Below are 12,787 nucleotides of genomic sequence, written 5' to 3' on the forward strand. Positions count from 1 at the left end.
ATAGGAGTTTCGCGCCGCGATGGAAGCGATTTCCGCGTGTCTCGCACTGTGGTAAGGACGCCGCGATCAACCTCTCGCGGCGCTATTGGGAGGTCAACAGATGATTGACGCGAAAAAAGCCATAACCGCCTTTCTCGCCGGCGCAGCGATTGCCTTGCTGACGGGCCTTGCCGGCCCGGCGCTTGCAGTAAGCGGAGTCCAGGCCGTAGTGAACGGCACAGCCATCACCAGCGGCGATGTCGCCAAGCGTCAGGCCTTCCTGCGCCTGCAGCATACCAAGGCCGACGCCAAGACCGCCACGGAGCAATTGATCGACGAGTCGCTCAAGCGGCAGGAGGTCGCCCGCGTCCATATGTCGGTTTCGCAGCAGGACGTCGATGCGTCTTTCGCGCGCTTTTCGGCCGGCAACAAACTTTCTGTCGAACAGATGTCGCAGATCCTCGATCGCGCCGGCGTCGGCGTCGACCATTTCAAAGGCTTCATCGCCGTGCAGATGAGCTGGCCGCGCGTCGTCAATGCGCGCTACGGCTCGACCTCCCGGCTGTCGAACTATGATCTCGTCTCGCGCATGATGCAGAACAACAAGCAAAAGCCGGTAACGACGGAATATATGCTGCAGCAGATCATCTTCGTCATTCCCGAAGCCAAGCGCGGCGCCATTACCGGCAAGCGCAAGGGCGAGGCCGAGGCATCGCGCTCGAAATTTCCTGGCTGCGATCAGGCAAAGACCTTTGCCGCGACGATGCGCGATGTTTCCGTGCGTGATCTCGGCCGCATGCTCGCTCCCGAGATCCCGCCAGACTGGAAGCCTCTGGTCGAGCAGGCCAAGGGCAACACCACAGGCACCCGCGTCACCGAGAAGGGCGTCGAATATCTGGCGATCTGCAGCCAGCGGCAGGTCTCCGACGACCAGGCCGCCGAAATGGTCTTCCGCCAGGAGGATCTCGACAAGTCCAAGGCCGGCAAGAACGGCCCACCGGAAAACGAAAACAGCAAGAAATACCTGGACGAACTGCGCAAGAAGGCGCAGATCGCCTATCGCTGACCGACGATGGCGATACCCTTTTCACGACCGCTTGCGCTGAGCCAGGGCGATCCCGCCGGCATCGGACCGGATATCACCCTGATGGCCTGGCTGCGGCGGCGTGAACTCGGGCTTCCGCCTTTTTTCCTGATCGGCGATCCGGATGTCTTGGCTCTGCGGGCCCGCCAGCTCAATCTGGCGGTTTCCATTCGTGAGATCGACAAGGCCGGCGAGGCCACCGGCATATTTGCCGATGCGCTGCCCGTCATGAGCGTCCCGGCCGGCATTGAGGTGGTGGCCGGCGAGCCGCATGCGGCAACGGCGAAGGGCACGATCGCGGCGATCGAGAAAGCAGTCTCGCTTGTCATCGGCGGCGAGGCGCTCGCAGTCGTCACCAATCCGATCGCCAAGGCCGTGCTCTACGAGGCGGGTTTCCGGTTTCCCGGCCATACCGAATTTCTCGCGGATCTTGCCGCCAGGGCGACCGGCAGGCCGGTGACGCCGGTCATGATGTTGTCGGGACCGAAACTCAGGGCCATTCCCGTTACCATCCACATTCCTGTCCGCGATGTACCGCAAGCATTGACCGGCGAACTGATCATCGAAACCTGCCGGATCGCCGATGCGGATCTCAGGCAGCGCTTCGGAATCGACGCGCCACGGCTTGCCGTCGCCGGCCTCAACCCACATGCCGGTGAAGGCGGAGCGATCGGCACGGAGGATGAGGACATCATCCGCCCGTCGATCGAGCAGCTGCGTGACGAGGGTATCGATGCGATCGGCCCCCTGCCCGCCGATACGATGTTCCATGACGAGGCGCGGGCGCGGTATGATGTCGCCATCTGTATGTATCACGATCAGGCGCTAATCCCCGCCAAGGCCCTCGGTTTCGACGACAGCGTCAACGTCACGCTTGGACTTCCCTTCGTGCGAACCTCGCCGGATCACGGCACCGCTTTCGGCATTGCCGGCAAGGGACTGGCGCGTGAGCAGAGCCTGGTTGCAGCACTGAAGCTTGCCGCCCAGCTCGGCCGCTCTTGGGAAAGCCGCCGCTGATGGCAGCACTCGATGGCCTGCCGCCGCTTCGCGACGTCATTCAGCGTCACGGCCTCGATGCGCGCAAGGCGCTCGGGCAGAACTTCCTGCTCGATCTCAACCTCACGCAGAAGGTCGCCCGCACGGCAGGCGCGCTCGAAGAGACCACCGTTTTCGAGGTCGGCCCCGGTCCCGGCGGGCTGACCCGCGCGATACTGGCGCTCGGCGCCAAGAAGGTCATTGCCATCGAGCGGGACGCGCGCTGCCTGCCGGCGCTTGCCGAGATCGCCGATCACTATCCCGGCCGCCTGGAGGTCATCGAAGGCGATGCGCTGAAGACGGATTTCGAAGCATTGGCGCCGGAAGGCCCCGTCAAGATCATCGCCAACCTGCCTTATAATGTCGGTACGCAACTGCTGGTCAACTGGCTGCTGCCGAGGGCCTGGCCGCCATTCTGGCAGTCGCTGACGCTGATGTTTCAGAAGGAAGTCGGCGCGCGGATCGTTGCCGGCGAGGACGACGACCATTACGGCCGTCTCGGCGTGCTCTGTGGCTGGCGAACGGAGGCACGCATGGCCTTCGACGTCCCGCCGCAAGCCTTCACGCCGCCGCCGAAGGTGACTTCGACAGTGGTGCATCTGATCCCCAGGGCGAACCCCATCCCCTGCGCTGTCGCCAATTTGGAAAAAGTAACGCAGGCCGCCTTCGGCCAGCGCCGCAAGATGCTGCGCCAGAGCCTGAAACCACTTGGTGGCGAGAGCCTGCTCATCAAGGCGGGAATCGATCCGGCGCGGCGGGCGGAGACCCTCTCAGTCGAAGAATTCTGCCTTCTCGCAAATAGCCTTTAGCGCCAAATTTCCTGTTGGATGCACAAAGGACGCGCCTTAGGTCGAAGGCCGTCCTTTCGCATTGGCGATCGGACGGCTGGGTTGATGAGGAGCACCTTACTTGCAGATCGCTTGGGCCAGAAAGCCGCGCATCGCCTCGCCGAATGGAGCACGCATCATGTATTCCGCTTCCACCATCTTGCTCTGGTGGTAGACGGCGCGCGGATGCGAGAAGGCGAGGAAGCCAAATTTGCCGTGATAGGCGCCCATGCCGGAATGACCGACGCCGCCGAAGGGCAAGCCCTCCGCCGTGACGTGGCTCATGCAGTCATTGACGGTCACTCCGCCGGAGGTCGTATTGTCGAGAACGCGGCGCTCCTCTTCGCCATCCTGGCTGAAGTAGTAGAGGGCAAGGGGGCGCGGCCGGGCGTTGATGCGATCGATAACGTCTGCGACATCGCGGTAGGGAAGAACCGGCAGAACCGGCCCGAAGATTTCCTCCTGCAGGGCACGCATATCGTCGGTGGGATCGAGGATCAGGGTTGGTGGCATGCGGTGAGCCGATTGCTGCGAGAAATTCTCTCCCGCCGGATTGATCTCGACGATTTGGGCGCCCTTGGCCCTGGCGTCGTCGACCAGGCCCTGCACGCGGGCGTGATGACGGGCATTGACGATCGAGGTGTAATCAGGATTTTCCTTCAGCGTCGGATACATCGCGCCAACCGCCGCCACCGCATGTTCGGCAAAGGCTTCGACGCTTTCCTCGGGCACGTAGACATGATCAGGCGCCAGGCAGATCTGGCCGGCATTCAGCGTCTTGACGGTCATGATGCGACGCGCCGCGTCTGCGAGATCGGCCGAACGGCCGACGATGACGGGCGACTTGCCGCCGAGTTCGAGCGTCAGCGGCGTCAGGTTTTCTGCCGCCGCCCGCATAACCTGATGGGCAATCGCCGCGCCGCCGGTGAAGATCAGATGGTCGAAGGCAAGCGAGGTAAAAGCGGTACCGGTCGCCGGTCCGCCCTGCACCACGGCAATTTCCGTTTCGTCGAAGGAGCGGGCAACGAGTTCCGCCATCAGCGCGGCCGACGCCGGCGTTACCTCCGACGGTTTGATCATGGCGCGGTTGCCGGCGGCGAGGATGCCGGCAAGTGGCGCAAGCGCGAGCTGATAGGGGAAATTCCAGGGGCTCAGGATACCGACCACCCCCTTCGGCTGATAGACCACCTCGGCCACCGCGTCCGGGAACAAAGCCTCGTGCTGCTCGGGCTTCAACCATTCGGCAAGATGAGCCTTGGCATATTTGAGCGAACCGACGCAGGTGAAGACGTCGAGAAGCAGGCTCGCCTCGACGCTGCGGCTGCCGAAATCATCCGACAGAGCGGCCGCAATGGCATCCTTATGATCGACAAGAAGGGCGATGACGCGGTCGATACGATTAATGCGGGTCCCGATGTTGGGTGGCCCCTCCTTGAGGAAAGACGCTCTTTGCCGGCCAAGCAGCTGCTTCATGACGTCAGCACTGGTATCGGTGGCGATTGGGGTGACGGTGTTCATTGGTTCCTCCCTCGAACGATGTCAGGCGGCCGGCAGGCGCACGATCGGTTTCAGCACGATGCCTCTTTCCGAGTCCTCCACCGCCCGGTTGATGTCGGCGAAATCGTAAAAGCTGACGAGCCTGTCGAACGGGAAGCGCCCTTGGCGATGAAGGTCGATCAATAGCGGGATCAGCACGTCGGGATTGGAATCGCCTTCGACGATACCGCGCACCCGGCGGCCGCCGGACAGGATATGGGTGAGGTCGAGCGTCAATGTCGCGCCGTGCGGCGAAGCCCCGACGATGCCGCATGTGCCGCGCGGCGCCAGTACCCGCACGCACTGGTCGATGACGGCGGGCACGCCGGAGGCATCGATCGAATAATCGACGCCGGCGCCGGTCAGCGCCATGATTGCAGCGACCGCGTCGATCTCCTTGCCATTGACGATGTCGGTCGCTCCGAGTTCCGCTGCAAGCGCCAGCCGCGTCTCGTTGACATCGACGGCGATAATCCGTGATGCACCGACGACCCGCGCCGCCATCACGGCGGCCAGACCAACAGAGCCCATGCCGAAAACTGCGAGTATTTTTCCAGGCTCGACGTCGAGCGCATTCATCACCGCGCCAGCGCCGGTCTGGATACCGCAGGCGAGTGGGCCAAGCAGCGCCAGATCCGCATCTTTCGGCACTTTCACGATATTGCGTTCATGGCAGAGCGCGTGGCTTGCAAAGGACGATTGTCCGAAAATATTGCCATGAATCCGCTCTCCCTCGCATGAGAGCCCGGTCGAACCGTCGGCGCGCGCACCGAAGAAATTGCGCGGGAAAAATTCGTGGCAGTAGGTTTCCTCGTGATCGCTGCAGCTCGGGCAATGACCGCAGGAATTGAAGGTCATGACCACGTGATCGCCTGGCGTCACCTTGGCGACGCCCGGCCCGACACGTTCGACGATCCCCGCGCCTTCATGACCGAGCACGACCGGCTGCGGCACCGGCAGATGCTGGTCGCGCATGACGATATCGGTATGGCAAACGCCGGTCGCTATGACGCGAACCAGGATCTCCCGCTCGCGCGGCTCCTCCAGATCGAGGCTCTCCAGCGAAAACGGCATATGGGGCGCACGTGCCACCGCGGCATGGATCTTCATTCTATCCTCCTCCCGAGATCAATCCGCGCCCTCAGCCGCGCTTGTAGGCGCCGAGCCCCGGCTGATATGTCTTGTCATCGAGGAACTGCTTCAGCCCCTCGTCGCGCCCCTTGGTCTTGTCGAGAAACAGCATCTGCTCCAGCTTGGCGTAGATGTAATCGTCGGCGAGATCCCACGGCAGGTTGCGCACCCGCTTATAGGTGTCCTTGGCGGCCTTCAGCGTCACCGGGTTCTTTTCGAGCAGGCTGGCGCAGATCTTGCGGACTCGGGGTTCGAGCTCGGCGAGCGGCACGGCCTCGTTGACGAGACCCATTTCGGCAGCCTTGCGCCCGCCGAAGAGTTCGCCGGTCATGATGTAGTAGAGGGCATCACGATGGCGCATCACCTCAGCGACTGCGCGGGTGACGTTGCCACCCGGCAAGATGCCCCAGTTGATTTCGGAAAGGCCGAAATTCGCCTCCTCGGCGGCGATGGCAAGGTCGCAGGAAACGAGCGGCGTGAAGGCGCCGCCGAAGCACCAGCCGTTGACCATGGCGATCGTCGGCTTCTCGAAATACATCAACCGGCCCCACCAGCCGCCGGATTGGCGCCGCGCCTTCAATGTAGCATCGCGCGGTTTGTCGTCATTGTCGCGAAAATATTCTTTGAGATCCATTCCGGCGGACCAGGACTCGCCGGCGCCGCGCAGGACGAGCACGCCGCAGCGCTCATCGCCCTCGAGCTCATCGAGTACCTCCAGCATCCGTGCATTCAAGGCCGGATTCATCGCATTGCGCTTTTCCGGTCGGTTGAGGGTCACGAAAGCGATGCCGTTATCGAATTCGACCAGAACCGGCGATTGGTCTTCAGTCATCAGATCACTCCATTGGTTTCGGCATGGAAGCCGGGGCCGCTTCATCAGCCCTGTCGTTGAAGGGTTTCGTCGGAATGCAGCTGGCGCAGGACATGTTTCTGCACTTTGCCGGAGGCGGTGCGGGGAACGGCTTCGACGAAGAGGATGTGCGCCGGGCGCTTGAAAGCGGCGAGCCTTACCGCGCAATGGCCGGCAATCGCTTCGCCCGTCACCATGGCACCCGGCCGCAGCACGACATAGGCGACGCCACATTCTCCCCACCTGTTGTCGGGAATGCCGACGACCGCGACGTCGAGGATATCGGGATGGCTTGCGAGGACAGCCTCGACTTCGGCCGGATAAACATTCTCACCGCCGCTGATATACATATCCTTCAGCCGGTCGACGATGCGATAGAAGCCGTTTGCTTCACGCCGGCCGAGATCGCCGGTACGGTACCAGCCGTCGGTGAAGGCGGCGGCGGTTTCCGCAGGCTTGTTCCAGTAGCCTGGCGTCACCGCCAGTCCACGCAGCCAGATTTCGCCGATCTCGCCGGGGCCGACGTCGTGGCCACCCTCGCCGACAATGCGGATGTCGACCAATGGTGCGGGAAGACCGACACTACCGGGATTGTCCTGCACCGCGCGCTGGTCGATCGGCACATGCAGCACCGTTCCGGCCTCGCTCATGCCGTAACCGTTGACCAGCGCAACGCCGTCATCGAGATAGCTTTCGATCAGCGCCTGCGTCAGCGGCGCGCCGCCGACGAAGAGCGCATGCAGGCCAGAGAGAGCCGCGGCGCTATAGGCGGGATCGTTGCGCAGAGCCAGGGCGATCTGCGGCACGGCGAAATAATGGGTGACGGCACGCTCACGCAAGACGGCCAGCGTGCGCGCCGGGGTGAAGCGGTCGCAGATGACGAGCGTACCACCCAGCATCAATGTGGTTCGCGCCACGGCGATGAGCCCGATCGTATGGAAGAAGGGCAGATCGCACAAAGCGACCGATGCCGGCCCGATCTCTCCGACGAAGGAAAAATTGACGGCGGCAAAGAAAGCATTGCGGCCGGTGATAACGACGCCCTTCGGCTGCCCTGTCGTGCCCGAGGTGTAGAGAAGGACGCACGCCCGATCCGCATCTTCGGACACCGGATCGGCCGTGACGCTCGCCTCGATGCGGGCCGCAAGCCCGGCTGGGCCATCTGCCGTCGAGATCACCGCCATGTCAGGATCGGCATCTGCAAGGCTCGCCACAACTTCCGAAAACTCCTCGTCGTAGACCAGGAGCGCCGGCGCGCAATCGGCAAGGATCGGCCGCAGTTCGGCGGCGCCGAGACGCCAGTTGAGCGGCACATAAACGGCGCCCACGCGCTGGCAGGCAAAAGCCAGCACGATCGAATCGATCGAGTTGCGCGCCAGCATGGCGATCCGCGCCCCGTCCCGGCGCGCTCCGAGGATATTATCGAGGAAACCGGCACATCGGGCGATCCGCATGTTGAGCTCGGCATAGCTGAGCTGACGGCCGGTGGCGATCTCGAACACGGCCTGTCGATCCGGCGCGACACGGGCGCGGTAATGGATCGGATCCTCCGCCACCAGTCCACAATCGACCGACGAAGACCTTCCGGAAAGGGAACGCGCCATTTTTCCTCCGATGCCAGCCGCTCCTCCGCGGCCGACAAATTTGTATGCAACACATACTAATATTTTTTGAGCAGGATGCAAGAGGCTGCTCGCGGCAAATCCATCCACTCCGACAAGCTCCGGGAAATCTTCGGGCGGATATTGACTAACCTGCTGATTTTGATGGTTATAGCGCCTTGACTAGGCGAGAATGAATAATGGCTACAAAACCACCGCAGGATGATGTTGAGAGCGAGGATGCTCCGGCGACGCCGTCTCTCGACGTCGGCCGGCTTGGCGATCTCCTCGGTTTTCATCTGCGTATGGCGCATGTCGCGATCTACCGCGACTTCGCTGAAACCATGGAAGAGCTGGCGCTGACGCAAAAACAGCTCGCGGTGATGGAGCTCCTTGCAGTCAATGCGGGTGCATCGCAGATCGACCTTGCCAATACGCTCGGCACCGACCGCGCGACCATGATGGCGCTCGTCAACCGGCTCGCAGGCCGCGACCTCATCGAGCGCCGCCCTTCAGCTGCGGACCGGCGCCGCCAGGAACTGCATCTGACGATGGCGGGTCACGCCATGCTCGCGCGGGCGCGCAAGCTGATCGATGCACACGAACAGCGTTTCATCGACCTGTTTTCGCAAGATGAAATGGATGCTCTGCTGGCTGCGCTGAAGCGGATATATAAGCGCGACTGAAACCTGCTTCCGCCCTTTGCCGGCTTGCCAGAGCAGAAGGAGCCTTGGCAACCCCGGCGATGCAATGCGCGCAAACCTAAGGCCAATCCGCATAACCCGAGGAAAGCATGCTGTTTTCCGAGCCGGCGGAAGCACGGGCGATCTCACGGTAGCCGGCGGGGGAAAGGCCGGTTTTGCGCTTGAAGAAATGGCTGAAATAGGTCGGGTCGCGAAAGCCGAGGCTGTCGGAGATTTCCTGGATGTTGCGGGCCGAACGCTCCAATCTCAGCTTTGCCTCCTGCACCACGCGCTCGTGCAGAAGCTGGATCGGCGAGCGGCCGAGCGTCCTTTGACAGATCGAATGCAGGCGGTCGGCGGTGACGCCCAATTCCGCGGCATAATCGCTGATCGGCCGGTGCTGGCGGAAACCGGCCTCGACCAGCTGGCGATAACGCTGCAGGATCGATCCGGTTTCGCCCTGCCCACGCGGCTCGCTTCTTTCGCTGTCGCTGCCGCGCCACAGCGTCATGAGGATCAGCCTGAGATAGGCCGAGACCACCATCCAGGAGGCCCGGGAGGGATCGCCGAGTTCCCGCACGAAGCCCGAAATCAATGGACTGATTTCGGCCACCAGCAAGGGGTCCCGTGCCTCGACCAGCTTGCGCTGCTCGGTGAGGAGACGCAGCGAGTAGGATTCCACCTTGTCGCCAATCGCGTCGACCATGATCTGCGCCGAGGCGCCGATGAGATGGGCGGCACTCCCGGCAGCAATCGACAGATCGCAGCGTGCCTGCGGCGGTAGGAAGGCAAGCAGCGGCCCGTGCAGCGGCCGGTCTTCGCCGCTGTCGAAATGAAGGTCGGCCGCCCCGTCGCCGAGCAGCAGGAAATGGTGGAAATCGGTATAGAGGCCTTTCTGCAGACGGATACGCCGATGCGACAGTGACGGCGCATGCCACTCGCCCCTGGCATAGTGATGAATGCCTCCGTCCGTGGCCAAAGCCGCTCCTCCGCTCCTGTCAAATAGTGCCGCAGTCGCCGGATAATTACAATATTAACCCAATAAATCGCATTCCATCCGCCATCGATCGGCGTAACCTTATCGTCATTAGCCTTTGGGAGGAGGCATTTCATCAGACACAGGAACGCTTAAGCGGCCTCTAGGCCGTTGCGTCCGCTCGTCTTCTCCCGTGGCAATAATCCAGGCGTCAGCACTTGGCGCCAGCATGTGACGAATGGGTGAAACCGTGTTTTCGGCAAAGCTGATGATCAACAACGAGGCGATGGATGCTTCCCACGGGGCCACCTTCGAACGCGTCGATCCGCTGACCGGCGATGTCGCGACGATCGCTTCGGCAGGATCCGTCGCCGACATGACGCGGGCCGCCAATGCCGCCGCTGCTGCCTTTCCCGATTGGTCGCAAACCGGCCCCGGCGAACGGCGTAGACTGCTCAACGCCGCCGCCGAACTTCTCGATGCCCGTTCGCCGGAACTGATTGCCGCCATGACCGGGGAAACCGGCGCCACGACGCAATGGGCGGCGATCAATTGCCGGCTCGGCGCCGATATTTTGCGCGAGGCGGCGGCGATGACCACGCAAATCTCGGGCGAGCTCATTCCCTCAGGCATTCCCGGAAACCTCGCCATGGCGGTGCGCCAGCCGGCCGGCGTCTGCGTCGGCATCGCCCCCTGGAATGCGCCCATTATTCTCGGCACCCGCGCCGTCGCCATGCCGCTTGCCTGCGGCAACACCGTCGTCCTGAAAGCCTCCGAACTCTGCCCGAAAACCCACGGCCTGATCGGCGACATCCTGTGTGACGCCGGCTTTCCCCGCGGCGTCGTCAATGTCGTCTCCAATGCGCCGAGCGATGCCGCCGCCGTCGTTGATGCCCTGATCGCCCATCCGGCTGTGCGCCGCATCAACTTCACCGGCTCCACCCGTGTCGGCAGGATCATCGCCGAAAGCGCGGCACGGCATCTGAAGCGCTGCCTTCTCGAACTTGGCGGCAAGGCACCATTCATCGTTCTTGCCGACGCCGATATTGACGAGGCAGTGGGTGCCGCCGCCTTCGGCGCCTTCATGAACCAGGGCCAGATCTGCATGTCCACAGAGCGGATCATTCTGATGGACGAGATCGCCGATAATTTCGTCGGCAAATTCCGGGCGAAGGCCGAAACCCTCATCGCGGGCCATCCCGGGGACGGCAATACGCCGCTCGGCACGCTGATCAACGCCGAAGCGGCGCGCCGCGTGAAGTCGCTCGTCGACGATGCCCTGCAGAAGGGTGCTGCGCTCGTCTGCGGCGGCCGGCCCGACGGCACGCTGATGGATGCGACCGTCATCGATCACGTGACGCCTGCCATGCGCATCTACCGCGAGGAAAGCTTCGGGCCGGTTGCGGCGATCGTCCGGGTCGGCAGCGTCGATGAGGCGGTGACGGTTGCCAACGACAACGAATATGGGCTCTCGGCGGCGGTTTTCAGCGCCGACATCAATGCGGCGATGGCGGTTGCCATGCGGCTTGAATCCGGCATCTGCCACATCAACGAGGCCACGGTTTCCGACGAGCCGCAAATGCCGTTCGGGGGCGTCAAATCAAGCGGCTATGGCCGCTTCGGCGGCAAGGCCGCAATCGATGAATTCACCGAGCTCAGATGGATCACCATGGCTGGGGGAAAACGACACTACCCGATCTGACTTCAGATCGGGATGAACACAGGAAACGGGCTGGGAGGCCCGCATCAATAGGGAGGAACGATTTCATGAACGGCATTTTCCGCAATGGCAAACTCAACGCGGCGTCCCTGACCCGCCGTTCTTTCATCGCATCGGCTGCCGCAGGCAGTGCGGCGCTGGCGCTTTCCGGCCGCACGGTTTTCGCGCAAGGCGATACGTTGAAGGTCGGATTCATCAGCCCGCGCACCGGCCCTCTCGGCGGCTTCGGCGAGACCGACGGCTATGTGCTCGAACTGGCGCGCAAGGCGCTGGCGAACGGCCTGCAGGCCGGCGGCAAGACCTGGAAGGTGGAGATTCTCGACCAGGACACCCAATCCGACCCCTCGCGCGCCGGCCAGCTGGCGAAGGACCTGATCAACAACGAGGCGATCGACCTGATGCTCGCCGTCTCGACGCCCGAAACGATCAATCCGGTGGCCGATGCCTGCGAGGCGGCAGGCATTCCCTGCCTGTCGACGGTGATGCCCTGGGAAGCCTGGTATTTCGGCCGCGGCGCCAAGCCCGGCGCGCCCTCGCCGTTCAAATGGACCTATCATTTCGGTTTCGGCGTCGAAGAGTTCCACAAGGCCTATGTCTCGCAGTGGAACCTGATCGAGACCAACAAGAAGGTCGGCGTCATGTATCCGAACGATGCCGACGGCAATGCGATCCGCACCCATCTGGCGCCGGCACTTGCCAGGGCGGGCTTCACCATCGTCGATCCCGGCGCCTATGAAACCGGAACCACCGACTTTTCGGCGCAGATCGCTCTCTTCCGGCAGGAAGGCGTAGAGATCTTCAACTCCTTCCCGATCCCGCCCGATTTCGCCGCCTTCTGGCGTCAGGCGGCACAGCAAGGCCTGACCCAGCAGATCAAGATCTGCCAGGTCGCCAAAACAGGTCTCTTTCCATCCGACATCGAGGCACTCGGCGATCTCGGCCTCAACATCGGCAGTGCCGCCTATTGGCACAAGGCCTTCCCTTACAAATCGACGCTGACCGGCGTCTCCGGAACCGAACTCGCTGACGGCTACGAAACGGCAAGCGGCAAGCAGTGGACGCAGCAGCTCGGCGCCAGCCTTGCGCTGCTCGACGCCGGCTTCGATGCGCTGAAGGCGAGTACCGACGTCAAGAGCAAGGAGGCTGTCGCCAAGGCGCTCGCCACGCTGAAGACGACGACGATCGCCGGCAAGGTCGACTTCACCAGCGGTCCCGTCGCCAATGTTTCTCCCGGGCCGATCATCGGCACGCAGTGGGTGAAAGCGCCGGAGGGCTCGAAATTCGCGCTCGACTACGTCGTCACCGAAAACGCCACCGATCCCAATGTTCCGGTCGGCGCCAAGCTCACCGCCTATAACGGATAGC

Annotated in this window: 11 protein-coding genes; 6 read left to right on the plus strand and 5 right to left on the minus strand. The window is 62.9% G+C overall.

What is annotated here, in order from left to right:
- The first annotated feature begins 100 nt into the window (after positions 1-100).
- From QWJ46_RS06265 to rsmA, 3 genes are read left to right on the plus strand one after another with little or no spacing between them, the layout of a single operon-like run.
- Entirely contained in the window at positions 101-1,045 is a 945-nt protein-coding gene (locus tag QWJ46_RS06265) for a peptidylprolyl isomerase (RefSeq protein ID WP_302749867.1), read from the plus strand.
- Positions 1,046-1,051: 6 nt separating this feature from the next.
- The gene (gene pdxA / locus QWJ46_RS06270; RefSeq protein ID WP_302749868.1) at positions 1,052-2,080 is read left to right on the plus strand and encodes a 4-hydroxythreonine-4-phosphate dehydrogenase PdxA; all 1,029 of its coding nucleotides are present in this window, start codon (positions 1,052-1,054) and stop codon (positions 2,078-2,080) included.
- On the plus strand, positions 2,080-2,907 hold the full coding sequence (rsmA, locus tag QWJ46_RS06275) for a 16S rRNA (adenine(1518)-N(6)/adenine(1519)-N(6))-dimethyltransferase RsmA (RefSeq protein WP_302749869.1): 828 nt from the start codon (positions 2,080-2,082) through the stop codon (positions 2,905-2,907). The genes pdxA and rsmA overlap by 1 nt, the downstream gene beginning before the upstream one ends.
- Before the next feature lie 96 nt (positions 2,908-3,003).
- Here rsmA and QWJ46_RS06280 read toward each other — a convergent pair whose 3' ends face one another.
- Genes QWJ46_RS06280 through QWJ46_RS06295 form a run of 4 tightly spaced genes read right to left on the minus strand, consistent with a single transcriptional unit; the run spans position 3,004 to position 8,046 of the window.
- Positions 3,004-4,443 (minus strand): coniferyl aldehyde dehydrogenase, encoded by a 1,440-nt coding sequence (locus tag QWJ46_RS06280; RefSeq protein WP_302749870.1) that lies wholly within the window; start codon positions 4,441-4,443, stop codon positions 3,004-3,006.
- A gap of 21 nt (positions 4,444-4,464) precedes the next feature.
- Positions 4,465-5,571: an NAD(P)-dependent alcohol dehydrogenase gene (locus QWJ46_RS06285; protein WP_302749871.1), complete on the minus strand. Its 1,107-nt coding sequence runs from the start codon at positions 5,569-5,571 to the stop codon at positions 4,465-4,467.
- A gap of 31 nt (positions 5,572-5,602) precedes the next feature.
- A complete protein-coding gene (locus QWJ46_RS06290; RefSeq protein WP_302749873.1) occupies positions 5,603-6,424 on the minus strand; it encodes a p-hydroxycinnamoyl CoA hydratase/lyase in 822 nt (273 codons plus the stop codon).
- 44 nt (positions 6,425-6,468) lie between these two features.
- The gene (locus QWJ46_RS06295) at positions 6,469-8,046 is read right to left on the minus strand and encodes an AMP-binding protein (RefSeq protein ID WP_302749874.1); all 1,578 of its coding nucleotides are present in this window, start codon (positions 8,044-8,046) and stop codon (positions 6,469-6,471) included.
- A gap of 197 nt (positions 8,047-8,243) precedes the next feature.
- Here QWJ46_RS06295 and QWJ46_RS06300 point away from each other — a divergent pair, with 197 nt between their 5' ends.
- Entirely contained in the window at positions 8,244-8,729 is a 486-nt protein-coding gene (locus QWJ46_RS06300; RefSeq protein ID WP_302749876.1) for a MarR family winged helix-turn-helix transcriptional regulator, read from the plus strand.
- 76 nt (positions 8,730-8,805) lie between these two features.
- On the opposite strand, the gene QWJ46_RS06305 is transcribed toward QWJ46_RS06300, so the two are convergent.
- Positions 8,806-9,705, minus strand: a complete 900-nt coding sequence (locus QWJ46_RS06305) for an AraC family transcriptional regulator (protein WP_184453209.1) — start codon at positions 9,703-9,705, stop codon at positions 8,806-8,808.
- 235 nt (positions 9,706-9,940) lie between these two features.
- Between QWJ46_RS06305 and QWJ46_RS06310 the strand changes: the two genes are divergently transcribed.
- Complete coding sequence (locus tag QWJ46_RS06310; RefSeq protein WP_184453211.1) at positions 9,941-11,404, plus strand: aldehyde dehydrogenase; 1,464 nt, start codon at positions 9,941-9,943, stop codon at positions 11,402-11,404.
- A gap of 65 nt (positions 11,405-11,469) precedes the next feature.
- Positions 11,470-12,786, plus strand: coding sequence for an ABC transporter substrate-binding protein (locus QWJ46_RS06315; RefSeq protein ID WP_302749879.1), 1,317 nt, complete (start codon positions 11,470-11,472; stop codon positions 12,784-12,786).
- The last annotated feature ends 1 nt before the right edge of the window (position 12,787 follow it).

This window comes from Rhizobium sp. CBN3, from assembly GCF_030518245.1.
Taxonomy (GTDB): domain Bacteria; phylum Pseudomonadota; class Alphaproteobacteria; order Rhizobiales; family Rhizobiaceae; genus Rhizobium; species Rhizobium aethiopicum_A.